The organism is Alloalcanivorax sp. (assembly GCF_964221125.1).
In the GTDB taxonomy this organism is placed as follows: domain Bacteria; phylum Pseudomonadota; class Gammaproteobacteria; order Pseudomonadales; family Alcanivoracaceae; genus Alloalcanivorax; species Alloalcanivorax venustensis.
In genome coordinates, this window is sequence record NZ_CAXPXK010000009.1 from 41,449 (window position 1) to 65,649 (window position 24,201).

Annotated in this window: 23 protein-coding genes and 4 tRNA genes; 19 read left to right on the top strand and 8 right to left on the bottom strand. The window is 63.7% G+C overall.

From position 1 onward, the window contains the following. The first annotated feature begins 11 nt into the window (after window positions 1–11). The 4 genes from lolA (at window position 12) to cysG (ending at window position 4,869) form a co-directional block, all read left to right on the top strand. Complete coding sequence (gene lolA, locus ACEQZD_RS01020) at window positions 12–623, top strand: outer membrane lipoprotein chaperone LolA (protein ID WP_142948785.1); 612 nt, start codon at window positions 12–14, stop codon at window positions 621–623. After that, the gene (locus ACEQZD_RS01025) at window positions 620–1,945 is read left to right on the top strand and encodes a replication-associated recombination protein A (RefSeq protein ID WP_370183448.1); all 1,326 of its coding nucleotides are present in this window, start codon (window positions 620–622) and stop codon (window positions 1,943–1,945) included. Before lolA ends, ACEQZD_RS01025 begins: the two co-directional genes overlap by 4 nt. Before the next feature lie 196 nt (window positions 1,946–2,141). Continuing rightward, on the top strand, window positions 2,142–3,434 hold the full coding sequence (serS, locus tag ACEQZD_RS01030; RefSeq protein WP_142948783.1) for a serine--tRNA ligase: 1,293 nt from the start codon (window positions 2,142–2,144) through the stop codon (window positions 3,432–3,434). Between the two features lie 25 nt (window positions 3,435–3,459). Beyond that, window positions 3,460–4,869: a siroheme synthase CysG gene (gene cysG, locus ACEQZD_RS01035; protein WP_370183450.1), complete on the top strand. Its 1,410-nt coding sequence runs from the start codon at window positions 3,460–3,462 to the stop codon at window positions 4,867–4,869. Here the strand turns inward: cysG and ACEQZD_RS01040 are convergent. From ACEQZD_RS01040 to ACEQZD_RS01060, 5 genes are read right to left on the bottom strand one after another with little or no spacing between them, the layout of a single operon-like run. Beyond that, window positions 4,866–5,852 (bottom strand): glycosyl transferase family protein, encoded by a 987-nt coding sequence (locus ACEQZD_RS01040; RefSeq protein WP_370183451.1) that lies wholly within the window; start codon window positions 5,850–5,852, stop codon window positions 4,866–4,868. The genes cysG and ACEQZD_RS01040 overlap by 4 nt on opposite strands. Then, on the bottom strand, window positions 5,849–6,118 hold the full coding sequence (locus ACEQZD_RS01045) for a hypothetical protein (RefSeq protein WP_142948780.1): 270 nt from the start codon (window positions 6,116–6,118) through the stop codon (window positions 5,849–5,851). Before ACEQZD_RS01045 ends, ACEQZD_RS01040 begins: the two co-directional genes overlap by 4 nt. Next, window positions 6,118–6,429, bottom strand: coding sequence for a hypothetical protein (locus ACEQZD_RS01050; RefSeq protein ID WP_370183453.1), 312 nt, complete (start codon window positions 6,427–6,429; stop codon window positions 6,118–6,120). The genes ACEQZD_RS01045 and ACEQZD_RS01050 overlap by 1 nt, the downstream gene beginning before the upstream one ends. Next, entirely contained in the window at window positions 6,422–6,817 is a 396-nt protein-coding gene (tusD, locus tag ACEQZD_RS01055; protein ID WP_335628898.1) for a sulfurtransferase complex subunit TusD, read from the bottom strand. Before tusD ends, ACEQZD_RS01050 begins: the two co-directional genes overlap by 8 nt. Continuing rightward, window positions 6,810–7,499, bottom strand: coding sequence for a Bax inhibitor-1/YccA family protein (locus ACEQZD_RS01060; RefSeq protein WP_370183455.1), 690 nt, complete (start codon window positions 7,497–7,499; stop codon window positions 6,810–6,812). The genes tusD and ACEQZD_RS01060 overlap by 8 nt, the downstream gene beginning before the upstream one ends. A 150-nt stretch (window positions 7,500–7,649) precedes the next feature. Here ACEQZD_RS01060 and ACEQZD_RS01065 point away from each other — a divergent pair. From ACEQZD_RS01065 to ACEQZD_RS01080, 4 genes are all read left to right on the top strand, one after another. Continuing rightward, a tRNA-Ser gene (locus ACEQZD_RS01065) sits at window positions 7,650–7,739 on the top strand. Between the two features lie 856 nt (window positions 7,740–8,595). After that, window positions 8,596–8,895, top strand: coding sequence for a hypothetical protein (locus ACEQZD_RS01070; protein ID WP_370183457.1), 300 nt, complete (start codon window positions 8,596–8,598; stop codon window positions 8,893–8,895). A gap of 109 nt (window positions 8,896–9,004) precedes the next feature. Beyond that, window positions 9,005–9,850: a reverse transcriptase family protein gene (locus ACEQZD_RS01075; RefSeq protein WP_370183476.1), complete on the top strand. Its 846-nt coding sequence runs from the start codon at window positions 9,005–9,007 to the stop codon at window positions 9,848–9,850. A gap of 239 nt (window positions 9,851–10,089) precedes the next feature. Beyond that, window positions 10,090–10,371 (top strand): putative quinol monooxygenase, encoded by a 282-nt coding sequence (locus ACEQZD_RS01080; RefSeq protein ID WP_067612904.1) that lies wholly within the window; start codon window positions 10,090–10,092, stop codon window positions 10,369–10,371. Here the strand turns inward: ACEQZD_RS01080 and ACEQZD_RS01085 are convergent. The 3 genes from ACEQZD_RS01085 to ACEQZD_RS01095 are packed head-to-tail and all read right to left on the bottom strand — an operon-like array spanning window position 10,355 to window position 13,362. Further along, complete coding sequence (locus tag ACEQZD_RS01085; RefSeq protein WP_335628897.1) at window positions 10,355–11,386, bottom strand: ArsA family ATPase; 1,032 nt, start codon at window positions 11,384–11,386, stop codon at window positions 10,355–10,357. The genes ACEQZD_RS01080 and ACEQZD_RS01085 overlap by 17 nt on opposite strands. Before the next feature lie 3 nt (window positions 11,387–11,389). After that, entirely contained in the window at window positions 11,390–11,656 is a 267-nt protein-coding gene (locus ACEQZD_RS01090; protein WP_370183477.1) for a cory-CC-star protein, read from the bottom strand. Between the two features lie 26 nt (window positions 11,657–11,682). Continuing rightward, window positions 11,683–13,362, bottom strand: a complete 1,680-nt coding sequence (locus ACEQZD_RS01095; protein WP_335628896.1) for a carbon starvation protein A — start codon at window positions 13,360–13,362, stop codon at window positions 11,683–11,685. Between the two features lie 178 nt (window positions 13,363–13,540). Between ACEQZD_RS01095 and uvrY the strand changes: the two genes are divergently transcribed. From uvrY to ACEQZD_RS01150, 11 genes are all read left to right on the top strand, one after another. Beyond that, on the top strand, window positions 13,541–14,194 hold the full coding sequence (gene uvrY, locus ACEQZD_RS01100; protein WP_067607693.1) for a UvrY/SirA/GacA family response regulator transcription factor: 654 nt from the start codon (window positions 13,541–13,543) through the stop codon (window positions 14,192–14,194). Window positions 14,195–14,292: 98 nt separating this feature from the next. After that, entirely contained in the window at window positions 14,293–16,116 is a 1,824-nt protein-coding gene (uvrC, locus tag ACEQZD_RS01105) for an excinuclease ABC subunit UvrC (protein WP_335628895.1), read from the top strand. Between the two features lie 96 nt (window positions 16,117–16,212). Next, window positions 16,213–16,830, top strand: a complete 618-nt coding sequence (gene pgsA, locus ACEQZD_RS01110; RefSeq protein WP_142948774.1) for a CDP-diacylglycerol--glycerol-3-phosphate 3-phosphatidyltransferase — start codon at window positions 16,213–16,215, stop codon at window positions 16,828–16,830. A gap of 140 nt (window positions 16,831–16,970) precedes the next feature. After that, window positions 16,971–17,046 (top strand) — tRNA-Gly (locus tag ACEQZD_RS01115). Between the two features lie 50 nt (window positions 17,047–17,096). Beyond that, a tRNA-Cys gene (locus ACEQZD_RS01120) sits at window positions 17,097–17,170 on the top strand. A gap of 41 nt (window positions 17,171–17,211) precedes the next feature. Further along, window positions 17,212–17,298 (top strand) — tRNA-Leu (locus tag ACEQZD_RS01125). Between the two features lie 155 nt (window positions 17,299–17,453). Further along, a complete protein-coding gene (locus tag ACEQZD_RS01130; protein ID WP_370183460.1) occupies window positions 17,454–21,131 on the top strand; it encodes a response regulator in 3,678 nt (1,225 codons plus the stop codon). A gap of 11 nt (window positions 21,132–21,142) precedes the next feature. Further along, window positions 21,143–22,006: a protein-glutamate O-methyltransferase CheR gene (locus ACEQZD_RS01135; RefSeq protein WP_142948772.1), complete on the top strand. Its 864-nt coding sequence runs from the start codon at window positions 21,143–21,145 to the stop codon at window positions 22,004–22,006. A 25-nt stretch (window positions 22,007–22,031) separates the two neighbouring features. Then, window positions 22,032–22,502: a two-component system response regulator gene (locus ACEQZD_RS01140; RefSeq protein ID WP_067612917.1), complete on the top strand. Its 471-nt coding sequence runs from the start codon at window positions 22,032–22,034 to the stop codon at window positions 22,500–22,502. Beyond that, the gene (locus tag ACEQZD_RS01145) at window positions 22,503–23,117 is read left to right on the top strand and encodes a chemotaxis protein CheB (RefSeq protein ID WP_255442432.1); all 615 of its coding nucleotides are present in this window, start codon (window positions 22,503–22,505) and stop codon (window positions 23,115–23,117) included. After that, window positions 23,086–24,201 (top strand): response regulator, encoded by a 1,116-nt coding sequence (locus tag ACEQZD_RS01150; RefSeq protein WP_370183465.1) that lies wholly within the window; start codon window positions 23,086–23,088, stop codon window positions 24,199–24,201. The genes ACEQZD_RS01145 and ACEQZD_RS01150 overlap by 32 nt, the downstream gene beginning before the upstream one ends.

Genomic DNA, 24,201 nt, shown 5'->3' on the forward strand with positions numbered 1-24,201 from the left:
AAGGAACCCCTATGTACAAGCTTTTGATGTTGGTAACACTGCTGCCCTCCCTGGCCCTGGCGAACGCCGCCGAGGATCTGGTCGCCAAGCTGCAGGGGCTGGAGAGCCTGCGCGGCGGCTTCGAGCAGACCGTGCTCGACCAGGACGGGCGCCGCGCCCAGGAAGCCTCCGGCACCATGGAAGTGGCGCGCGGCAACCGTTTTTACTGGCACACCGAGCGGCCCTATGAGCAGCTGGCGGTGTCCGACGGCGAAACCGTCTGGGTCTACGACGCCGATCTTGAGCAGGTGGTGGTGCGGCCGCTCAACGAAAACCTCAGCGAGACCCCGGCGCTGCTGTTCGGCGGCGACCCGTCGGCGGTGGGCAAGGCGTTCCGCGTTGAAGAGCAGGACCGCAACGGCGACAACATCACCTACCGCCTGAAGCCGCGCGGCAGCGACCCGCTGTTTGAAACCCTGGACGTGACCTTCGACGGGCAGCGCCCGGTATCCATGCGCCTGGAAGACGCCCTGGGCCAGAAAACGGTGATCGATTTCCGCGATCTCACCCTCAACAAGGCGCCCGCCGCGGACCGCTTCGACTTCCAGCCGCCGGAAGGCACCGACATCATCAACCAGCAATGAACGATCTGTTCGAAACCGACAACCGCGCCGCCGCCCAGCCGCTGGCGGCGCGGTTGCGTCCCGCCGATCTGGACGAATACGTCGGCCAGAAACACCTGGTGGGCCCCGGCAAACCCCTGCGCCAGGCCAGCGAGCGCGGTCAGCTGCACTCGATGATCCTGTGGGGCCCGCCGGGCACCGGCAAGACCACCCTGGCGTTGATTCTCGCCCGCTCCGTGGACGCCGAGTTCATCACGCTGTCGGCGGTGCTGTCCGGGGTCAAGGACATCCGCGCCGCCGTCGATCAGGCCAAGGCGCGGCTGGGGCAGGGCCGGCGCACGGTGCTGTTCGTCGACGAGGTGCACCGTTTCAACAAGGCCCAGCAGGACGCCTTCCTGCCGCACGTGGAGGAGGGCACGGTGATCTTCATCGGCGCCACCACGGAAAACCCCTCCTTCGAATTGAACAACGCGCTGCTGTCCCGGGCCCGGGTGTACCGGTTGCGCGGCCTGGAACGGGCCGACCTGGACGGCCTGCTCAACCGCGCCCTGGCGGAGCCGGAACTGGCGGACACGGTGATCGAGGACGACGCCCGCGACCTGCTGCTCGGCTACGCCGACGGTGACGCCCGCCGGCTGCTGAATATGCTGGAGATCGCCCTGGACCTCACCGACGGGGAGCAACCGCGCATCGACCGGCCGCTGATGGAAGAGGTGCTGCGCGACGCGGTGCGGCGCTTCGACAAGGGCGGCGACGTTTTCTACGACCAGATCAGCGCGCTGCACAAGGCGGTGCGCGGCTCCGACCCGGACGCCGCGCTGTACTGGTTCGCGCGCATGCTCGACGGCGGCTGCGACCCGCTCTACATCGCCCGGCGGGTGGTGCGCATGGCCAGCGAGGAGATCGGCAACGCCGACCCGCGCGCGCTCACCCTGTGCCTCAATGCCTGGGACGTTCAGGAGCGCCTCGGCAGCCCCGAAGGCGAGCTGGCGGTGGCCCAGGCGATCGCCTATGTGGCGGTGGCGCCGAAGAGCAACGCGGTCTACAACGCCTACAACGCGGCGCGCGCCCTGGTGGCCGCCAACCCCAGCAACGACGTGCCGCTGCACCTGCGTAATGCGCCCACCAAGCTGATGAAGAACGAAGGCTACGGCGCCGAATACCACTACGCCCACGATTTCCCCGACGCCTTCGTCGACGGCGAGAACTATTTTCCCGTGGAGCTGCGCGACACCCGCCTCTACGAACCGGTGGAGCGGGGGCTGGAAATCCGCATCGCCGACAAGCTGCGCACCCTGCGCCGCAAAAACGCGGACAGCGACTGGAAGCGCTACGGCGATTAGCCGCTAGCCTGCTAAGGAACGGCCTTGTGGGAGCGGGCCCAGCCCGCGAAAGGGTGGCCTCGGCCACCCGGCGGGATACCAGAGACCTGGTTGGCGCCGTCTCCCACAAGCTTGCGGCTTACGATTTTGCTAAACTTCGCGGCCCTGGCCGCTGGCCAGCGAGACGAACGACGATTTATTCCCAAGGGGACCGACCATGCTTGATATCCGTGCGCTGCGCCAGGACGGCGACGCCATCCGTGAAGCGCTGAAAAAACGGGGCTATGACCTGGACCTGGCCGGCTTCGAAAGCCTCGACGCCCGGCGCAAAGAGGCGGACATGCGCTCCCAGGACCTTCAGGCGCAGCGCAAGAAAGCCTCCAAAGAAGTCGGCGAGCTGATCAAGTCCGGCATGGACGTGGACGCCGCCAAGGCCAAGGTGGCGGAAACCCTGAAGACCCTGGACGCGGAGCTGGACCAGGAAGTGGCCCGCGCCAAGGCGGTCCAGGAAGAGATTCGCGACTTTCTCATGGGCGTGCCCAACGTGCCGGTGGACGAAGTGCCCGCCGGCAACGACGAAGACGACAACGTGGAAGTGCGGCAGTGGGGCACCCCCACCGAGCTGTCGTTCACCGCCAAGGATCATGTGGATCTGGGCGAGGCGTTCAGCCAGGGCCATCTGGATTTCGAGCGCGCCAGCAAGCTGTCCGGCGCCCGTTTCGCGGTGATGAGCGGCCAGCTCGCGCGCCTGCACCGGGCGTTGATCGATTTCATGCTCGACACCCACGCCGTGGAGCACGGCTACCAGGAACTGTACGTGCCCTATCTGGTGGGCCCGGAGGCCCTGCGCGGCACCGGCCAGCTGCCCAAATTCGAGGAAGACCTGTTCAAGATGGAAGGCGAGCGGGAGCTCTATCTGATCCCCACCGCCGAGGTGCCGGTCACCAACCTGGCCGCCGATGAAATCCTCGAGGCGGACAGCATGCCGCGCCGTTACGTCTGCCACACGCCCTGTTTCCGGTCGGAAGCGGGCAGCCACGGCAAGGACACCCGCGGCATGATTCGCCAGCACCAGTTCGAGAAAGTGGAGCTGGTGCAGCTGGTGCCCGCCGACCAGTCCGACCAGGCCCTGGAAGACCTCACCGGTCACGCCGAGGCGATTCTCCAGAAGCTGGGCCTGCCTTACCGGGTGGTGATCCTGTGCGGCGGTGACCTGGGCTTCTCCGCCGCCAAGACCTACGATATTGAAGTGTGGTTGCCCAGCCAGGGCCGCTACCGGGAAATCTCCTCGTGCTCCAGCTTCCGGGATTACCAGGCCCGCCGCATGCAGGCGCGCTGGCGCAACCCGGAGACCGGCAAGCCGGAATTGGTACATACCTTGAATGGTTCCGGTCTGGCCGTGGGCCGCACCCTGGTGGCGATCCTGGAGAACTACCAGAACGAGGACGGTTCCGTGACCGTGCCCGAGGCCCTGCGGCCCTACATGAGAGGCCTGGAACGGCTGAGCTGAAGGCACGCCGGGAGGACGCAACGCCATGGATTTTCTGCCCCTGGGGCTCAAGCTCGCCGGCCACACCGTGGTTGTGGTGGGCGGCGGCGACACCGCGCTGCGCAAGGCGCGCTTGCTGCACCGCGCCGGGGCCCGCCTGCGTCTGGTGGCGCCGCAATGGCGCGCCGAACTTCAGGCCCTGGTGGGGCGGGAAGGGGCCGGCGGTGAGTGTCACCGCCGCGCCTTCCAGGACGACGACCTGGACGGTGCCCGGCTGGTGGTGCTGGCTACCGACGACGGGGCGCTCAACGAGCGTGTCGCGGCCCTCTGCGCCGCCCGGGGCGTGCCGGTCAACGTGGTCGACCGGCCGGACATCAGCAGTTTCGTGTTCCCCGCGCTGATCGACCGCGATCCCTTGTTCATCACCATCAGTTCTTCCGGCGTCTCGCCGGTGCTGACCCGGCGGCTGCGGGCCCGGCTGGAAGCCTGGCTGCCCAGCCGTTGGGGGCGCCTGGCCGGCATTCTGGGCCGTTTCCGGGCGCCGCTGGCGCGGGCGTTGCCGGACCGCAAGGCCCGCGAAGCCTTCTGGGAGCGGCAGCTGGACGGCCCGCTGGTGGAGCAGGTGCTCTCCGGGCATGAATCCGAAGCGGAGGCGGCGCTGCGCGCCGCCGTGGCCCACGCCGACCAGGAGCGTCCGCCGCCGGTGGACGGTGAGGTCTATCTGGTGGGCGCCGGCCCCGGCGACCCGGACCTGCTCACCTTCCGTGGCCTGCATCTGCTGCGCAAGGCGGATACGGTGCTGTACGACCGGCTGGTGGCACCGGAGATTCTCGCCCTGGCCCGCGAGGACGCGGAGCTGATCTACGTGGGCAAGGCCCGCGACCGGCACACCTTGCCGCAGGACAACATCAACGATCTGCTGGTGCATTACGCCCGCGAGGGCAAGAAGGTGTGCCGGCTGAAAGGCGGGGATCCCTTTATTTTCGGCCGTGGCGGCGAGGAGCTGGAAGAGGTGGTGGCCGCCGGCATCCCGTTCCAGGTGGTCCCCGGCATCACCGCCGCCAGCGGCTGCGCCGCCTACGCCGGTATTCCGCTGACCCATCGGGACCACGCTCAGTCGGTGCGCTTTGTCACCGGCCACCGCAAGGACGGCAGTGTGGACCTGAACTGGGCCAGCCTGGTGGCGGAGCAGGAAACCCTGGTGTTCTACATGGGGCTGGTGGGGCTGCGCGAAATCTGCGCCCGGCTGATCGAGCACGGGCGCGCGGCGGACACACCGGTGGCGCTGGTCTCACGCGGTACCACCGACGCCCAGGAAGTGATCACCGGCACGCTGGCCGACCTGGCCGACCGCATCGAAGGCCGTGAAATCCACGCGCCCACCCTGATCATCGTCGGCAGCGTGGTCAGCCTGCATCCGCGTTACCGCTGGTTCGGTGCCGCCGACGGCGCCTAGAGCCGGTCCCGGTGGCGCGCCTCCCACAGGGCGGCGGCCGCCTTCTCGCCTTCCTCCAGGCTGGTGACTTTTTCCAGGCCCCACAGCACCGCCGCCACGGTTTTGATCACCGCGGCCTGGCCATAGGCGTCGTCCGCCTGGCCGCGCCACAGCGCCTGCAGGGGCGCCACGGACACTTCGCCCGGCGGCGTCTGGCGGCCCATGGCGGCGCTCAGTACGCCGTCCGCCGGCTCGCCGTGGCGCAGCCCGGTGAGGGCGGTGCGTGCATCCGGGCGGATCTCCAGCTCGCCGCCTTCGCCCTTGAACAGCAGCAGGTTGCGGTCGCCGCAGGCGCTCGCCGCGCCCAGATGCAGCTCCAGATAGGCGGGGTGGAACACACTCTGCATGCTCAGCGGCGCCGCCGCCGGGTTGAGGCTGCGCGCCAGCGTGTTGATCGGCGAGCGCAGGCCCAGCTGGAAGCGCATCATCAGCAGCTCCGGCAGGGCGGGGCAGAAGTGTCCCAGATCCAGATAGGTCAAGCCGTCGCTGTCCAGCTGCTCGCCGGCCTCGGCCACCGAGGCCGGCAACGCCAGGCCCAGCTCCGCCAGCATGTCGTCGCTGTAGCGGCGGTTGGGGGTATGCGCCGGGCCGCCGTGCATCAGAATGCGCAGGCCGTTGTCGGCCAGCAGGCGGGCGGCCAGCAGGTACCAGGGGTGGTGTTTCTTCTTGCCCGCGTAGCTGGGCCAGTCCACGTCGACGGCGGGCAGGGCGGCGAGATGCTCCCGGCACACCGGCCGGCAGGCGTCCAGGAAGCCGGCCAGCTCCTCGGCGGTTTCCTCCTTGACGCGCAGCAGCATCAGGAAGGCGCCGACCTGGGCCGGTTCCGCTTCGCCGCGCAGGATCATCGCCATGGCGTCGGCGGCTTCTTCCCGGGTGAGGCTGCGCCGTGCCCGTTTGCCACGGCCCAGGGTGCGCACATAGGGCGCGAAAGGATGTTCGCTCATGAGCTCTCGGTGTCGTACCAGCCGGTGACCGGGCCCTGTTCGGCGATCAGGGCCACCAGCCGGTCGTAGTCAATGGTTTCCAGATCCGCCGGGCGTGCCGCCGGCGGGCCCTCGGCGAGCAGAAAGCCCGGCCCTTGCAGTGGAAAGTCGGCGGCCACCAGATGGCCCTGGTCGACGAACACGCACAGATCGCCGCTTTCGTAGACCGCCAGGCAGTCGCGGCCGGTTTCGCTGTCCAGGTCGTCAAAGCCGATCAGGTGCAACATTATAAGATGACCAGTTGCGCGGCGCTGTGCCGCAGCCCGTGAAGCGCGCTGTCGTCCAACCCCTCGATGCCGTCCAGCCCGGCGGGCAGATCGTCGCGCCGGGCCACGCAGCGCACGCCGAAGCCGGTGAGCTCGGCGAGCAGGTCCCCATGGTCGGCGCGCCGCGCCAGCACTTTCAAGGGCGCCGCCTCGAACCAGACCAGGGTGGCGACGCCGAAGGCGGCGCCGGTAAGTGCCATGTCCACGCTTTCGCGCCAACCGCCGCCGCGGCCCGGCGCATGGCGCACCAGATAAAGCACTGAATCAGCCAAAATGCACCACCCGGTCGCTCTGCGTCAGGGCGTCCACCCAGTCGCCCAGCCCCACCAGCGTGAAGCCGTCCGCCAGGGTGCCGCTGACGTCGTTCAGGCCGGCGCGGCGGGCCTCCTCGCTGTCGCTGATACCGCGCTTGAGCGCGGCGCCCACGCACACCGAGGCCGGCCAGCCGTGCTCGGCCACCAGCGTCTGCCAGCCGCGCTGGGCGTCACAGGCCAGATCGCCACGGCGGGCGAGCCGGTTGGCCAGATGGACACCGTCGCCGTAGAAGAAGATGCGATAGAGCTGGTGGGAGGAACGGGCCACCGCCTGGGCGGTGTGAAGGGCGGTGATGGCGCCGGGCCGTTGCGGCCCGGCGGTCACGAGCAGACTGACTTTAATCATTCCCGCTGAGGGCGGTGAGAATATGCAGCAGGGACAGGAACAGGTTGTAGATCGACACGAACAGCGTGACCGTGGCCATGATGTAGTTGGTCTCGCCGCCGTGAATGATGGCGCTGGTCTGCCACAGAATCAGCAGGGACGAGAGCAGCACGAAGGCGGCGGACACGGCCAGTGACAGCGCCGGGATGTTGAAGAACACCGCCGCCAGGCCGGCCAGGAAGGCCACCAGAATGCCAACCATGATGAAGTTGGTCATGAAGCTGAAGTCCTTGCGGGTCACCAGCGCGATACCCGACATGGCCACGAAGATACTGGCGGTGCCGCCCAGGGCCAGGGACACGATTTCCATGCCGCCGTTGATCTGGGCGTACATGTTGATGATCGGTCCGGTGGTGAAACCCAGCCAGCCGGTCAGGCCGAACACGGCGAGAATGCCCCAGGAACTGTTGCGCAGCTTATTGGTGGCGAACAGCAGGCCGAAGTAGACGCCCAGTGTCACGAACACATTGACGTAGCCGATGCCCAATGCCATGGCGAACACCGCGGCGCCGGTGGCGACCATCAGGGAAAGCCCCAGCAGCATATAGGTGTTTTTCAGGACCTGAGCGGCGCGCTCGCCGGTGACCGCCGTTGCCGTGTGCTGACGGTGGGGGGCGGTGTACGGGTTCGGGTGGTTGCTCATACTCGGACTCATTGCTTGAGGGTGTCCCATGGATAATAGGGACACTCGCGCCAAAATCAAGATTTCCCTCTTGAATCACACGGTTATGGCAGCCTTATTGACCCGGGACCGTTGACTGCGAAAGCGTCTCAGGTATGATTGGCGCCCATCGGAGAGGTGGCAGAGTGGTCGAATGCAGCGGTCTTGAAAACCGCCGAGGATTTGCGTCCTCCGTGGGTTCGAATCCCACCCTCTCCGCCAAACAAAAGGGGCTGCCAAAAGGCAGCCCCTTTTTTTTGGCGGACAGGGCGGTCTCATTCGAACCCACCGGTTCGACCGAGCGGCGCAAAGCGCCGCGAAGGGGCGTCGCCAAAGGCGACGGGGCGCAGCCCCGAGCGAAGCGAGCCCATCCCACCCTCTCGGCGCGCGCAAAGCGCGCCCAAGCCTCTCAGTTACCACCCAACTTGGTTTGCTCTGTCGATCCAAGCCGCCCGTCCCATGCTCATGGTTAGGCACTCTGACTATCGAATTGAGGTGGCTCTGCCGACGCTGGGATGAGCCATGTTGTTGGCTTGTCTCGCTATTGGACATCGAAAAAAACTGTGATACGTTTCACGGGTCTTCTATGGGGAAACATCACAGATAAGTCTGCTTTAGGACTGACATCAGAAGAGAAATCTTCGAGGAGCGATTGGTGCTCTGCCCGTTCCGGTGAGGCGCTCGCGCTGAAAGGCACTCCGTCGCCCGGATCGCTCGTCTGTGAGACGAGCAGGTTGGTTCGCGGGTAAAGTCTTCCGAATATTCCCCGACGCTATGGTCTGGTTACTCTGTGAGCCTAGTCATCCGGCTAGGTGTAACCACCATTGGAGACGTACTATGTCACTAAGTAAGCGTTTGAAGACATTTGGAAGACGATGTGTAGGCAAGATTGGGGGTCTTTTAGGGCACCCGGTCGTGGTCAGGGTTCTCATTAGCATTGCGGCTTGGTTCGTGGTGTGGGTGCTGAAGCTCTTGGTCATTGCTCTGCTTTCCACAGCAGGTATGGCATTGCCCGTAGGATGATTATTTTATTGTCCGGCATCACCCGCGGGCATAACAACCTTTTAAAGGGTTGACTATGAGAACATTAGTAGCAAATCTCAGATTGGTTTTTGATTTTTCGCTTGAGGATGTGGCTCAAGCTACACACCTTGACCAAAAGATTATTCAGAAAATGGAAGAGGGTGGTCTCTCACCTTCTCGTTCTTTGTCTGATTTCTATGCGAATACTTTGAGTATCAATAAGCATATCTTTGAGATTTTTCTACTCGGAACTCCGCGAAAAGTACCGTTTTTTGATGGGGTGAGGTCGGGAGTGAAGAAGTCTGTTAATTCCTACTTGACTTTGGCGATATGGATGGAGTCTTTTGGCAAATAATAATAAAAGGGTAAAGCAATACCCTGTACATCAGAGTCCTCTTTTTAAACTCCGTAGCCATAGTAAATTGGCCGCTGTGTTAGGCACTAAGCCGAAGACGTTAAAAACAGTGGTTAGGCGCGCCGATAAAAATTATAAATTTGGTACCACTGAAAGTGGCCGGGCGATAGAAATACCTAAATCTCAAGTTCTGCGCTACCATAATCGTATAAATAAACTGCTATGTAGAATCTCTCCTCCGGATTATCTAATGTCCGGGGTGAAGGGCCGCTCTTATGTCGACAATGCTGCTAAGCATCGCGGTGAACGTGCTGTTGCCAAACAGGATATACAAAGATTTTACCAAAGTACGACCAGGGACATTGTTTATCGCGGTCTAAGAAAGCGGCTGCATTGCTCCAGCGATATAGCTCAGACACTTGCCGATCTCTGCACGGTTAAAGGCCATATCCCCACCGGCTCTCCAATTAGCCAAAGCCTCGCCTTCTTCGTCAACTTCGGCGTTTTTGAGCATATAAATCAGTACGCTTCCTCAAGAGGGCTTCGTTTCACTCTTTATGTCGATGATCTCACATTCTCTGGACAAAAAATTCCAAAGAATTTCTTACGATATATTAGCGGTTACTTAGAGAAAAATCGCGGGTACAAGGTACATAAGAATAGAACATATCACGCTACTACTGAAAAGGAAGTTACTGGGGTAATATTAAAGCAAGGCGGCATTGACGTAAAAAACAAGCATCGACAAAAAATAGATTCTATGCTGAGACGTCTTTCCTATTTTTCAGATGAAAGCCAAAAATCTGACGCTAAGACTCGAGATTATTTCCAGCGACTTATCGGTCATTTGTACTCGGCGGGACAGGTTAGCCCAGGCTACCGAACAAGAGGCAAAGAAATGGTGGAAATTAGAAAGGCTATTGGTATTGAAGGGCAGAATCAGAACAACAAGTAACTGCAAGGCTCCTGATGACAAGAGAATCCATGCCCTGTGTTTCACGGCGAAACTAGAATTATTCAGTTTATAATATTTTTGTACGCGAATATCTGATTGCCTGCCTTTCCCAAGTCCTTTCCACCCCAATCCACGACGCAAAACCCCATGGCCGCGCCCACACCGCTGTGCCAGCATGCTTGCTCCATTTCGGAATCTCATTCCAAAAGAGTTATTCCACAAACAAAAAAGGAATCACCATGCTCGGTATCGTAGCTATCCTCACCGCCCAACCCGGCAAGGGCGACGCGCTCGCCGCTGAGATGAGCCGCATCGCCGTGGAAGTCCGCAAGGAAGAGGGCAATCACGGTTACACCGTCCACCAGTCCGTGGACGACGGCGACACCGTGATGATTTATGAGCAGTACAACGATCAGGCGGCGCTGGACGCCCACCGCGAGAACATGAAAGGCCTGGGTGGTGGTTTGAAAGACCTGCTGGCCGGCCGGCCCGACGTGAAATTGTTCAACGTGGCTGGCTGAAGCGCCCGGCGAACGCCTCCAGCGCGTCGCCCCCCTGAATATCGTCGGCCAGCAGCGGCAGAGTGAGGCGGGGCAGGGCGCCCAGGCGCTGGTCGATGTCCGCCATCAGCCGTTGCTCCCGCTCCCGGCGGGCGCGGAAGAAGGCGCCCTCCGCCTCGTCCGGCAACACCCGGTTGATGATCATTCCGGCCACCGGGATCCGGGCCTCGCCGAGGCTGGCCACGGCCCGTTCGGTTTCCAGGATCGGCAGCCGCTCCGGGGTCAGCACGAACACAAAGCCGGTGTGGTCGGTGTCCTGCAGCCGCCGCCGCGCGCGGTGGAAGCGTCGCTGCCGCTCGAGCAGTGGCGCCGCCAGCGCCCGGGCGCGCTGGTCCAGCCCTTCCAGTTCCCGGTCCTCCGGTTCCCCCAGCGGGCTCTCCAGGTCCCGCCCCGGCGTCAGATGGCCCAGCACCTTGCCCAGCTGTTCGGTGCGCCGGTTCTGCTTTAACAGGCCTTCGCTCCAGGCCGCCATCAGTTCCGGCAGGCTGAGCAGCCGCAGGGTGTGGCCGGTGGGGGCGGTGTCGAACACAATCAGATCGAAGCGGTCCTGCTGATCAATGATCGTCGTAATGCGCTCCAGCAGGGCCGCTTCCTGGGCCCCCGGTGATTGGCGGCTGAGGCGCAGCTGGCGCTCCAGTTCCGGGCGCTGGTCGGCGCCGGTGAAGCGGGCCATCTGCGCCCGCACGCGTTCCAGATGGGCGTCCACCTCGCTGTCCGGATCGATTTCCAGGCCGGTGAGGTTGGCCGCCAGGTCGGTTTCCCGGTCGCCGATCTCCCGGTCGAAGGCGTCCGCCAGGCTGTGCGCCGGGTCGGTGGACACCAGCAGTACGCGGCGTTCCAGGCTGGCGGCGCGCAATGCCAGGGCCGAGGCCACCGTGGTTTTCCCCACGCCGCCCTTGCCGCCCACCATTAACAGGCGGCGCCGGCGCAGCAGGGTATCGATATCCAGAGCGGTGTGGCGGTTCGGGTCGGGCATGAATCAGCAGCAGCGGAAGTGGTCGAGGGGCGAATGGGGCATGCCCATGCGTTTGTGCCAGTCGTGGAAGCGGTCCAGCAGCAGCGGCTGCAGCTCCAGGGTGTACCAGGTGGCCGGGTTGGGGATGCCGAGGGTTTCGGAGAACACCATCAGCATGAACAGATCCTCCTCGTCCCGCCGGGCCCGGGCGATCGCGGCCCGGTAGGGGGCGTTGTAGTAGCTCGCCCCCAGATCGCCGGCGCGCCGGGACCAGCGGCGCAGCCGGCCGATCAGACGCGCCGCCTGTTGCGTGCCGCTCAAGAGGCGCTCTCGTCGTTGGCGGCGCCCTTGGCGCGGCGCAGCGCGGCCACGCACTCCAGGGTCACCAGCACCGCCGCCACCAGCACCACCAGATCCAGACCCAGCAGGAACCAGTTCTCCTTCTCGAAGAAGTCGCGCAGCTGCATCAGCAGCGCGGCCAGGGTCATCACCAGCAGGAACACCAGCGGGCCCAGGGTGTAGAAGGTGGGCCGGCCGCGGCGCACCAGCATCACGGTGATCACCAGCAGGGTGAGGCCGGCCAGCAGCTGGTTGGTGGTGCCGAACAGCGGCCAGATCAGCAGCCCGCCGGAGCCGTCCGCGCCGCCGGCGCCGAACGCCAGAATCAGGCAGCTGGCCACGGAGAGCAGGGTGGCGGGCAGCGCCTTGCGCATCCAGCCGATGTTATAGATCTCGCCCCATTCCTGGAAAATGTAGCGCTGCAGACGCAGGCCGGTGTCCATGGTGGTGCCGGCGAACAGCGCCGCCATCACCGTGAGCAGGGTGGCCGCCACGGTCACTTCCATGCCGGTGCCGGCGGCGAGAATAAAGGCGCCGCCGTCCACGAAGGCGGTCAGGCTGCCCTGGCCGAACGAGGTGTAGACCGCCTGCCAGTCGGCCAGCGAGGCGAAGCCGGCGGTGGCGGCGATGATCGCGGCCAGCGCCAGGGCGCCTTCACCCACGGCGCCGAAGTAGCCGACGAAGCGGGCGTCGGTTTCCTTGTTCAGCTGCTTGGAGGTGGTGCCCGAGGCCACCAGGCCGTGGAAGCCGGAAATCGCGCCGCAGGCGATGGTCACGAACAGCAGCGGCAGCATCGAGGGGGTGCCTTCGGGCACGCCGAAGTTGATCATCGGCGCGACAACCGTGGGGCTGGCGATGATCACCGCGCCGTACAGCAGGATCAGGCCGACAAACAATTGCAGGCCGTTGATGTAGTCCCGGGGCTGCAGCAGCACCCACACCGGCAGCAGCGACGCGATCGCCGCGTAACCGAACAGAATCAGAATCCAGAGCGCGTTGGGCGACAGGCCGGCGGTGCTTTCCGGCAGCGTCACCGGCACCGAGGGGCCGATGTAGATCAGCGCGTAGAGCGCCGCCACGCCGACCACCGAGACCAGGCCCAGGCCGATCTTGCGGCGGTAGATCAGTTGCCCGATCACCAGGGCCACGGCGATGGCGCCCCATACCGGCACCACGGCGCCGGGGTTGTTGATCAGCAGCTTGGCGATCACCACCCCGAACACCGCGTTGACCATCAGCAGCACCAGGAAGATGACGATCATGAATACGCTGCGGGCGCGTCCGCCGACCACCTCGCCGGTGAGCGCGCCCACCGACTTGGCCCGGTTGCGCACGCTGGCCCAGATCGCGCCGCTGTCGTGGACGCCGGCGAAGAAGATGGTCCCCAGCACCACCCAGAGAAAGGCGGGCAGCCAGCCCCAGATCACCGCGATGGCGGGCCCGACGATGGGCGCCGCGCCGGCCACCGAGGTGAAATGGTGGCCCCAGAGCACAAAGCGATTGGTGGGCACGAAGTCGACCCCGTCCTCGAACTCGTGGGCCGGGGTGCGGAAATCCGGATCAAGCTTGTAAATTTTCTCCGCGATAAAGCGGGAGTAGACAAAGTAGCCGGCGGCCATGCCGCCGAGGCCCAGAACCAAAAGCAGAATCGCGCTCATCGGTCTTGTCCTTGTTGTGAGATTGGCCGGGTTTCAGAATTACCCGTCACACCCTGGCGCGTCAATGCGACCCTGGTCGAATCGTGACGCCGGCCACTAGGCATCCAGGCCCCGGCGCGCTAGGCTTGATGGGTTCAAAACACATCCACTATCAAGGACGCTAAGTGGGGAGGATAAAATGATAAAAGTACTGGTGGTCGACGACCACGATCTGGTTAGAACCGGCATCACCCGCATGCTCGGCGATCAGGAAGGGATTCGTGTGGTTGGCCAGGCCGACTGTGGGGAAGAAGCGGTACGCCTGGCCCGCGAGCTGAGCCCGGACGTGGTGCTGATGGACATTAAAATGCCCGGCATAGGTGGCCTCGAAGCGACCCGGCGGATGCTGCGCCAGGACGACGGCCTGCGCGTGATCGCCGTGACCGTCTGCGAGGACGAGCCGTTCCCGTCGCGGCTGCTGCACGCCGGCGCCGCCGGCTACCTGAGCAAGGGCGCCGACCTGGAAGAGATGGTGCGCGCGATCAAGGTGGTGAGCACCGGGCAGCGCTACATCAGCCCGGAGATCGCCCAGGCGATGGCGCTGCGGCCCTTCGTGCCGACCCCGGACGCGCCGCTGGACATGCTCTCCGAGCGCGAGCTGCAGATCATGATTCTGATCGTCAACTGCCATAAGGTGCAGGACGTGGCCGATCAGCTGTGCCTGTCGCCGAAGACGGTGAACACCTACCGCTACCGCATTTTCGACAAGCTGGGCATCAGCAGCGATGTGGAAATGGCCCTGGTGGCGGTGCGCCACGGCATGGTGGACGCCGACGAAGCCAACCCGGCCTGAGGGTCCGGTCGGCGGGCGGAAATGACCGGCGCGGGCTTGACAGTATCGCGCCAGTGCCGATCCTATGCAGCCTGTCGTTCGCCGACCCCGGAGTGGCCTTGCCGCAATTCGACGCCAAGCAGTTTCTCGCCCATTGTGCCCGCAAGCCCGGTGTCTACCGGATGCTGGACGACGAGGGCGGGGTGCTCTATGTGGGTAAAGCCCGGGACCTTCGCGCCCGGCTGAATTCCTATTTCCAGAAAAACGTCACCGGCGCCAAGACCCGCGCGCTGGTGAGCCGTATCGCGGGCGTGGAGACCACCGTCACCGCCAGCGAGGCGGAGGCACTGCTGCTCGAGCAGTCGCTGATCAAGTCCCTGCGCCCGCCGTACAATATCCTGCTGCGCGACGATAAGTCCTACCCCTATATCAAGATCACCACCTCGGACGAGTACCCGCGCATCACCTTTCATCGCGGCAAGCGCCGGCCGGGCAGCCGCTATTTCGGGCCCTATCCGAGTGCCGGCAGCGTCCGCGAAACCCTGGCGCTGGTGGAGAAGGTGTTCCGCGTGCGCAACTGCCGGGACAGCTTCTTCCGCAACCGCACACGGCCGTGCCTGCAGTACCAGATCGAGCGCTGCACCGCGCCCTGCGTGGATTTCGTCAGCCGTGAGGCGTACGCCGAGCAGGTGCGCATGGCGATGGATTTTCTCTCCGGCCGCAGCCGCCAGGTCAGCGACCACCTCACCGAGCAGATGGAGAAAGCCGCCGAGCAGCTGGATTTCGAACGGGCGGCGGAACTGCGCGACCAGCTCGCCGCCATCCAGGCGGTGCAGCAAAAGCAGAATGTGGAAACCGACCGGGGCGGCGACGTGGACGCGGTGGCGATCGCCGTGCGCCACGGGCTGGCGGTGGTGGAGGTGCTGATGGTGCGCCAGGGCAGGGTGCTCGGCCACCGCAGCTTCCGGCCGGATACCCGCGGCGAGGAAGACAGCGATGAAATCCTGGAAGCCTTCCTGGCCCAGTACTACCTGGCCGAACGCGACGACCAGTCGATCCCCAGGGAGATCGTATTGCCCGGCGCGCTGCCCGGGCAGGCGGCCCTGCAGGAAGCCATGGAAACCCATCTCGGCCGCCGCATCCGGCTGGCCGCCCGGGTACGCGGCCAACGCCAGGCCTGGCTGAACATGGCGCGCACCAACGCGGACCAGTCCCTGCACGCGGATCTGGCCGCCCGGGAGCACCTGGAACAGCGCTTTCATGCACTGGAGACCCTGCTTGAGGCGGACACGCCGATTCGCCGCATCGAGTGTTTCGATATCAGCCACACCCAGGGCGAGCGGGCGGTGGCGTCCTGCGTGGTGTTCGACCAGCAGGGCGCGCGCAAGGCGGACTACCGCCGTTTCAACGTCAGCCCGGAGCACGGCGGTGACGATTACGAAGCCCTGGAGGAAGCGGTACGGCGCCGCTACCAGCGGGTGGTGAAGGAAGAGGCGAAGCTGCCGGACCTGTTGCTGATCGACGGTGGCAAGGGGCAGATGCAGCGCAGTTTCGAGGTGATCCAGAGCCTGCACCTGGACAACCAGGTGCTGGTGATGGGCATCGGCAAAGGGCCCAGCCGGCGCCCGGGCCTGGAAGTGCTGTACCTGCCCGACGGCCGCGAGCTGGTGCCCGGCGGTGCCCACGCGGCGCTGCATCTGCTGCAGCAGGTGCGTGACGAGGCGCACCGCTTCGCGATCACCGGCCACCGCGCCCGGCGCGGCAAGGCCCGCCGGTCCGGTCTGGAAGACATTCCCGGCGTCGGCCCCAAGCGGCGCAAGGCGCTGCTGAACCATTTCGGCGGCTTGAAGCAGCTGCGTAACGCGTCCCGGGAAGAGCTGGCGCGGGTGGAAGGCATCAATGCCCAGACCGCCGAGACGCTGTACAACTGGTTTCACGAATAATCAGCGGCGATGCCTTCACCCCGGCCGTTTCAACAATGAGGCCGGCGCCGCTTTCCGTTATACTCACTTTTTCCGCCGACGGCATAGAAGTTGTCCATGTCCAAGCACGCTCCCATTCTCAACCTGCCCAACATTCTCACGCTTATCCGGGTGGCTGCCATTCCGGTGCTGGTGGCGGTGTTCTACCTGCCTTTCTGGTGGAGCGATCTGCTCGCCGCGGCGCTGTTTCTGGCCGCCGGCCTGACCGACTGGCTGGACGGCTACCTGGCCCGGCGTCTCGGCCAGACCAGCCCGTTCGGGGCGTTTCTGGACCCGGTGGCGGACAAATTGATCGTGGCGGTGGCCCTGGTGATGCTGGTGCAGACCCACGCCAGCGTCTGGTTCGCGGTGCCGGCGATGGTGATCGTGTCCCGGGAAATCACCGTGTCCGCGTTGCGTGAGTGGATGGCGGAGCTGGGCGAGCGCGCCAAGGTGGCGGTCAGTTCGATCGGCAAGATCAAAACGGTTACCCAGATGGTGGCGATCACGTTGTTGCTGGCGCTCAAGCCGGAGCACAGCGCGGACAACCTCACCATTGTCATGACGCCGGGGCTGTGGCTGGCTTACGGCTGTTTGTACCTGGCCACCGCGCTGACGCTGTGGTCCATGTTCTCCTATCTGCGCGCGGCGGTGCCGCAATTCACTAACCCGGGCGGCGACCGCGACGGCTCGTGAACGGGGCGGGTTGAAGGCCCCGGCACGACTGCGCAAAGTTTGTCCAAGATATTGAATCGGCAGCAAAAACAGTCTTGACAGAGACCCGCGCTCGGGTAGAATGCGGCTTCGCGTTCGGGGCAACCCGGCGCTGGAAAAAAGCGGGAATAGCTCAGCTGGTAGAGCACAACCTTGCCAAGGTTGGGGTCGCGAGTTCGAATCTCGTTTCCCGCTCCAGATTTCCAACCTCGGCCCAAGCCGGGGTTTTTTGTTCGTACAGGTTTAACGGCGCGGTGGCAGAGTGGTTATGCAGCGGACTGCAACTCCGTATACGCCGGTTCGATTCCGACCCGCGCCTCCATTCCCAGGCCTGCATCTGTTGTGTAAAGTTCGGCATGACCTGCGGGTATGGTGAAATTGGTAGACACAAGAGACTTAAAATCTCTCGGCCTTATGGCTGTGCCGGTTCGAGTCCGGCTACCCGCACCAACTTCTCCCTTCCGGTTCCTCCCTTCGCCTTTTATTGCCGCCTTGAATCGCTTTCTGGTACTTTAATGCTTTAGTCTTATTCCTGCGGGAAAGCACGAATACCGGGGCAATAGCATAACGCCATAACAAACCTCGGATTCAGGGGGAAACGGTTAATGACTGGGTTTCAGCATCTGTCCGTGCGGCTGAAGATTTTGTCCGTGGCGGGCTTGGGGATCTTCCTGTTCCTCGCTTACTTCTTGTACAGCTACTACATCGCGGAAACCAATATTGATCATCTGCGCCAGGTGGAGAGCCATGACTTTCCGGTGCTGGAACTGGTCAACGCCAACAATGTGGAATTCCTGGCGATCAGCGATGCCTTCGACGACGCCATCAGCCAGGCGGACGCCGGGCTGCTGGACGAGGCCCGGGAGCGCTCCGACCGTTTCCTGGAACGCCTCGGCGATATCGAGCGTCTCGACCCCACCCTGAGCGCGCCGGTGGACGATTTGCGCTCCGCCTTTATCACCTACATCACCGTCGCCAACGACACCGCCACCGGGCTGGTTGAAAATCCCGGCGCGCGGGTCGATAGCTACGAAGCGCTCACCGAGATGCAGCGCCTGGAGCAGCAGTACACCGACGAGCACGGCGCCTTCGAGCAACAGCGATACCAGAGCTTCCGCGATAACCTCAACGCCAGCCGCGAAGACAATAAAAGCACCCAGTTGATCGGCCTGGCCCTGGGCAGCGTGGCGTTCACGCTGCTCGGCTTGATCGCCCTGCGGGTCACCCGTTCCATTACGCGCCCCCTGGAAGACGCCATGGGCGCCGCGGACAGCATCGCCAGCGGCAACTGGGACACCGAGATCCGCAGCGACAGCCGTGACGAAACCGGCCACCTGATCCGCGCCATCCGCAAAATGCGCGACACCCTGAAAGCGCGCACCGACGAGGACCGGCGTCAGGAGCAGCTGAAAAACCAGCTGTCCGAACTCAACGCCCTGATGCGCGGTGATCTGAGCATCGAACAGCTGGGCAACAATCTTCTCTCCTATGTGGTGCCCACCCTGGAAGCCCAGGTCGGCGCCTTCTATACCTTCGACACCGACAGCGAAACACTGCGCCTTTCCAGCGCCTACGCCATGCAGCGGCGCAAGCAGCTGGCCAACGAATTCCGTCTGGGCGAATCCCTGGTCGGGCAGAGCGCGCTGGAAAAGAAAACCATTATTCTTGAGCAGGTGCCCGAGGAGTACATGCTGGTGGGCTCCGGCACCGGCAACGCGGCACCGCGCAACGTCATGGTACTGCCGATTCTTCACGACGATGAATTGAAAGGCGTGCTGGAAGTGGGCGCCTTTCAGTCGTTTTCCGAGTCCGACACCGCCTTCCTGGAGCAGGGCGCGGCCCTGATCGGCGTGGCCCTGCACAGCGCCCAGAACCGGCTGCGGCTGGCCGGCATGCTGGAGCAGACCCAGCAGCAGGCGCGCGCGCTGGAAGCGCAGAAAGAAGAGATGGCCCAGGTCAATCAGGACCTGGAAGAGCAGGCCATGGAGCTGTCCGCCTCCGAATCGCGCCTTCAGCAACAGCAGGAAGAACTGAAAGCGATCAACGAGGAACTGGAGTCGCAAACCCAGGCCCTGCGTGCCTCGGAGGAGTCCCTGCAGGCCCAGCAGGAAGAGCTGCGCGTCACCAACGAGGAACTGGAAGCCCAGGCCAAGGTGCTCGGCGAACAGAAAGCGGAAATGGGGCAGAAGAACAAGGAACTGGAGCTGCTGCACCAGGAGCTGGAGGACAAGATCAAGGAGCTGGAGCTGTCCTCAAAGTACAAGTCCGAATTCCTCTCCACCATGTCCCATGAGCTGCGCACGCCGCTGAACTCGATTCTGATTCTGTCCAACGCCCTGGGGCAGAACAAAAAGGGCAACCTGGACGACAAGCAGGTGGAGCACGCCCAGGTGATCCATTCCGCCGGCGCCGACCTGCTGTCACTGATCAACGACATTCTGGATATTTCCAAGATCGAGGAAGGCAAGATGGACGTGATGGTGGACGCCATCGCGCCGTCGGAGCTGTGCGATCACTTCCAGCGCCACTTCAGCCATATCGCCGAGAACCGTAACGTGGCCTTCCACGTGGCCCGCGGCGAGGGGCTGCCGGCCAGTTTCTATACCGACCGTCAGCGGCTCGAACAGATTCTGAAAAACCTGCTTTCCAACGCGCTCAAATTCACCGACGACGGCTCGGTGACCTTGAGCATCGAGCGCCCCGGCGAGGACGAGCGCATTCCCGGCCGCATGGACCGTGCCAGCACGCTTAAATTCGCGGTCACCGACACCGGCGTGGGCATCCCCGAGGACAAGCAAAAGCTGATCTTCGAGGCCTTCCAGCAGGCCGACGGCACCACCAGCCGCAAATACGGCGGCACCGGCCTGGGGCTGACCATCTCGCGGGAGCTGGCGCGTCTGCTGGGCGGCGAAATCAGCCTGCACAGCGACGGCCCCGGCACCGGCGCCACCTTCATGCTCTACCTGCCCGAAGGCCATGCCGGGCAGGGCGAGCAAGCGGACGACGGGGCGGCGCCGGCGGAACCGGTGGACATCGGCGCCAACGCCGAGGCGCACACCGCCGCCGATCTGCCGCTGGAAGGCCAGGACGACGACGGCTTCGTGGTCCGCGAAAAGACCGTGCTGGTGGTCGAGGACGACGGCGAGTTCGCCAACGTACTGGTGGATCTGGCGGCGGATTACGGCCTGGAAAGCCACATCTGTCACGACGGTGAAACCGGTCTCGAGTACGCGCGCCGCTACCGGCCCAGCGCCATTATTCTCGATATCGGGCTGCCCGGCATCGACGGCTGGGAGGTGATGGAGAAGCTCAAGGCGGACGCCCGCACCCAGGATATTCCGGTGCACTTTCTGTCCGGCAAGGACGAGCGCAAGAAGGCGCTCGATCTCGGCGCCATCGACTTCCTCGCCAAGCCGGTCAGCCAGGAGCAGATGCTCAGCGCCTTCGCCAAGATCGAGACCGCCATCGAGACCAATGTGCGGCGCCTGCTGGTGGTGGAGGACAGCGCCATCCAGCATGAAAGCATCCGCGAGCTGTTCGACCAGAAGGGCGTGCAGATCACCGCCGTCACCAGCGGCGAGGCGGCGTTGAAAGCCCTCGGTGAAACCGTCTACGACTGCATGATTCTGGACCTGACCCTGCCGGACATGAGCGGCTTCGAACTGCTCGAGCGGCTGCACGGCAACGACGCCTACGAGGCGGTGCCGGTGGTGATCTACACCGGCAAGGACCTGACCCGCGACGAGGAAGCGCGGCTGCGCAAGTACGCCGACCGCATCATCCTCAAGACCGAACGCTCCCACGAACGGCTGCTCAACGAGGCGTCGCTGTTCCTGCACTGGCTGGAGTCCACCTTGCCCGCCCACCGGCGCGGCAACCCGGAGCTGATCGAACACCGCGACGACATTTTCGAGGGCAAGAAGCTGCTGCTGGTGGACGACGACATGCGCAATATCTATGCGCTGTCCGCCCAGCTGGAAGAGCTGGGCTTCGATATCCACCTCGCCAACAACGGCCGCGAAGCCCTGGAAGCGCTGGATGAAAGCCCGGACTTCGACATTGTCCTGATGGACATCATGATGCCGGAAATGGACGGCTACGAAGCGATGGCGCATATCCGCAGCCAGCCGCGCTTCGCGGCGCTGCCGGTGCTGGCGCTGACCGCCAAGGCGATGAAGGACGACCGCGCCAAGTGCCTGGACGCCGGCGCCAACGATTACTGCTCCAAACCCATCGACATGAGCAAGCTGACCTCGCTGATGCGGGTCTGGCTGCATAAATAGGAGTGCCCGCAGTGGAACCGCAGCCGGCGATCAGCGATGAACAGGTGCAAGTGGAGGATATCGAGATCCGGCTGCTGCTGGAGGCGATCTACCAGCTCTACGGCTACGATTTCCGCTCCTACAGTCCGGCCTCCATGCGCCGGCGCATCATGCACCGGCTCACCATGTCCGGCTTTTCCACGGTGCTGGAGATGACCGACCGGGTGCTGCGCGACCGGCAGTTCTTCGTCACGCTGCTCAACGACCTCACCGTCAACGTCACCGAGATGTTCCGCGACCCGGAATTCTACAAGGCGTTCCGCGAGGAAGTGGTGCCGGTGCTGAAAACCTTTCCGTTCATCAAGATCTGGCACGCGGGTTGCTCCACCGGCGAGGAAATCTACTCAATGGCCATTCTTCTTGAGGAAGAGGGGCTCTACGAGCGCGCCATGCTGTACGCCACGGACATCGACAAGAACGTCCTGGCGGCGGCCAAGAAAGGCATCTATCCGATCCATGCGTTCAAGCAGTACACGGACAATTACCGCCGCGCCGGCGGCCGTCAGTCGCTCAGTGACTACGCCACCGCCCGCTATGACAGCGTCATCATGGAGCAACGCCTGAAACGCAATATCGTGTTCGCCGATCATGATCTGGCCACCGATCAGGTGTTCGGTGAAATGCATGTGATACTCTGCCGCAACGTTTTGATTTACTTTGACCGGCCCCTGCAACAGCGCGTGTTCAAGCTGTTCGGAGAAAGCCTGGATATGGGCGGCTTTCTGTGCCTGGGCACCAAGGAAAGTCTGCGTTTCAGCGGCAATGAAGAGTCGTTCGACGTGGTCAATCGATCACTGCGGATTTTCCGTAAAAGACAAATGCGTCCCAACGCATAACAGACACGCTTAATCGAGAATAATGATGATCGAGCAGAAACTGCTGTTGGTTGATGATCAACCCGCCAACCTGGTCTCCCTGGAAGCGATTCTGGAGGATGAGGGGCGCACGCTGTTGAAGGCCGAGTCCGGCCAGGAAGCGCTCAAAATTCTGCTCAAGGAAGACGTCTCCCTGGTGCTTCTGGATGTGCAGATGCCCGGCATGGACGGCTTCGAGGTGGCGGAATTGATGCGTCAGCGCAAAGACACCCAGACCATTCCCATTATCTTCGTCACGGCGATCAGCAAAGAGAAGAAATACGTGTTCAAGGGCTATCAGGCGGGCGCCGTGGACTATCTGTTCAAACCGCTGGACCCGCTGATCCTCAAGAGCAAGGTGAATTTTTTCCTGGAGCTGGACCGGCAGCGCCGCGAGCTGCAGGTGAAACTCAAGGAGGCCCAGGCGCACCGGGCCGCCTATGAGGCGGAGAAGCGCAATCGCGGCCAGGGGGAGTAAGTGCCCGGCGCGACGCCCGTTAAAGCGGTCGTTATGGGGGCATCCTGGGGTGGCTTGAACGCCTATTCCTCGGTGCTCGCCAGCTTGCCTGAAGGCTTTCCCGCGGCCATCATGTTGGTCCAGCACCAGAACGCCAGCACCGAGAACAGGCTGGCCTGGCTGCTGGCCCGCTACAGCCGGCTGCCGGTGGTGGCACCGGAAGACAAAGAGCGCATCCGGCCCGGGCACGTCTATGTGGCGCCGCCCGGCTACCATATGCTGGTGGACGCGGACGAAACCATTGCGTTGTCCATGTACCGGGCGGTGCATTTCTCCCGGCCGTCGATTGACGAGTTGTTCTTTTCGGCGGGCCACGTGTATGGCAAAAAGGTGATCGGGGTGATCCTCACCGGCGCCAACGAAGACGGCTCCGAGGGTCTGGACTATATACGCCGCCGCGGCGGGCTGACCCTGGCTCAGTCGCCGCAGAGCAGCGAGGCGCCGGCCATGCCGGAAGCCGCGATAACAAAGGGATCGGTGCGGGAAGTGCTGGATCTGGAACGCATCGGCCCGTATCTGGCGGAATTCTTGATTGGGTTGCAAGATGAAAAAACAGAACATCCTGGTCGTCGATGATCACCGGGAGAACCTGATCGCCATGGAGGCGTTGCTGGAGGCCGAGGACCGCAACCTGGTCATGGCCGGCTCCGGCAACGAGGCCCTGGCGTTGGCGCTCAAGCACGATTTCGCGCTGGTCCTGCTCGACGTACAGATGCCGGAGATGGACGGCTTCGAGGTGGCGCAGCTGATGCGCCAGAACCGCAAGACCCGGCACATCCCGATTATCTTCGTCACCGCCATCTCCAAGGAACAGAAGTACGTGTTCGAGGGCTACCGGCACGGCGCCGTGGACTATTTGTTCAAGCCCGTCGATGAACAGATTCTCGATGCCAAGGTCAATGTGTTTATGGAGCTGGACCGCCAGCGGCGTAAGCTGCAACAGGCGGTGGTGCAGATGAAGCGCCTCAAGGACGAGAACGAGCGCCTTCTGCACGCCCTCGGCGAGTCGGTGGTGGGCGCCGACGCCGACGGCCAGGTTACCTTTTGCAATGAATCCGCCTGCGCGCTGCTGAACGTGGAGCGCGACACCCTGCTGGGCACACCGGTGACGCCGCTGCTGTTCGGCCAGGGGGAATGGCGGGATTCGCCGGTTCTGGCCCGCTGCGCCGAGGGGCGGCACTGGGAAGACGACCTGGATGTGTACCCGTCCGGCGACGATGAGCCGGTGCCGCTGCGGGTGCACGCCAACCCGGTGCTGCGCGAGGGCGGCGAGTTCACCGGGGTGGTGTTCATGCTGCGGCCGCGGGATGAGGAGGCCGGCGACGACCGCCGCGAACGCCGCCGTCACCCGCGCAAGCGTATGTTCCATGAACTGGTGGTGTTCGACCGCAGCACCGGTGGTAACGTGGGCCGGCTGACCAACCTGAGCGTCGGCGGCTTCAAGCTGTCATTGCGGCGGGACGTGGCGCCCAGTGAGCAGCTTCAGTTGGGGATGGTGCTTCCGGACCAGATCGGCGGCGTCAACACGATGAGCTTCAACGCCAGGGTGGTGTGGAGCGAGGCACTGGACGAGCCGGGGGAATACCACGCCGGTTTTCAGTTCCTGGATCTCTCCGACAGCAACGGCGAGATCGTGGAAATACTTATGGAAAGGTATTGA

Excerpts from the sequence above, each read along its gene's own strand:
- ACEQZD_RS01025 (WP_370183448.1), top strand. The coding sequence starts at position 620 with ATGAACGATCTGTTCGAAACCGACAACCGCGCCGCCGCCCAGCCGCTG.
- ACEQZD_RS01095 (WP_335628896.1), bottom strand. The coding sequence starts at position 13,362 with ATGAGCGCGATTCTGCTTTTGGTTCTGGGCCTCGGCGGCATGGCCGCC.
- ACEQZD_RS01085 (WP_335628897.1), bottom strand. The coding sequence starts at position 11,386 with ATGCCCGACCCGAACCGCCACACCGCTCTGGATATCGATACCCTGCTG.
- lolA (WP_142948785.1), top strand. The coding sequence starts at position 12 with ATGTACAAGCTTTTGATGTTGGTAACACTGCTGCCCTCCCTGGCCCTG.
- ACEQZD_RS01060 (WP_370183455.1), bottom strand. The coding sequence starts at position 7,499 with ATGAGCAACCACCCGAACCCGTACACCGCCCCCCACCGTCAGCACACG.
- serS (WP_142948783.1), top strand. The coding sequence starts at position 2,142 with ATGCTTGATATCCGTGCGCTGCGCCAGGACGGCGACGCCATCCGTGAA.
- pgsA (WP_142948774.1), top strand. The coding sequence starts at position 16,213 with ATGTCCAAGCACGCTCCCATTCTCAACCTGCCCAACATTCTCACGCTT.
- uvrY (WP_067607693.1), top strand. The coding sequence starts at position 13,541 with ATGATAAAAGTACTGGTGGTCGACGACCACGATCTGGTTAGAACCGGC.
- tusD (WP_335628898.1), bottom strand. The coding sequence starts at position 6,817 with ATGATTAAAGTCAGTCTGCTCGTGACCGCCGGGCCGCAACGGCCCGGC.
- cysG (WP_370183450.1), top strand. The coding sequence starts at position 3,460 with ATGGATTTTCTGCCCCTGGGGCTCAAGCTCGCCGGCCACACCGTGGTT.
- ACEQZD_RS01150 (WP_370183465.1), top strand. The coding sequence starts at position 23,086 with ATGAAAAAACAGAACATCCTGGTCGTCGATGATCACCGGGAGAACCTG.
- ACEQZD_RS01045 (WP_142948780.1), bottom strand. The coding sequence starts at position 6,118 with ATGTTGCACCTGATCGGCTTTGACGACCTGGACAGCGAAACCGGCCGC.
- ACEQZD_RS01140 (WP_067612917.1), top strand. The coding sequence starts at position 22,032 with ATGATCGAGCAGAAACTGCTGTTGGTTGATGATCAACCCGCCAACCTG.
- ACEQZD_RS01070 (WP_370183457.1), top strand. The coding sequence starts at position 8,596 with ATGAGAACATTAGTAGCAAATCTCAGATTGGTTTTTGATTTTTCGCTT.
- ACEQZD_RS01130 (WP_370183460.1), top strand. The coding sequence starts at position 17,454 with ATGACTGGGTTTCAGCATCTGTCCGTGCGGCTGAAGATTTTGTCCGTG.
- ACEQZD_RS01080 (WP_067612904.1), top strand. The coding sequence starts at position 10,090 with ATGCTCGGTATCGTAGCTATCCTCACCGCCCAACCCGGCAAGGGCGAC.
- ACEQZD_RS01040 (WP_370183451.1), bottom strand. The coding sequence starts at position 5,852 with ATGAGCGAACATCCTTTCGCGCCCTATGTGCGCACCCTGGGCCGTGGC.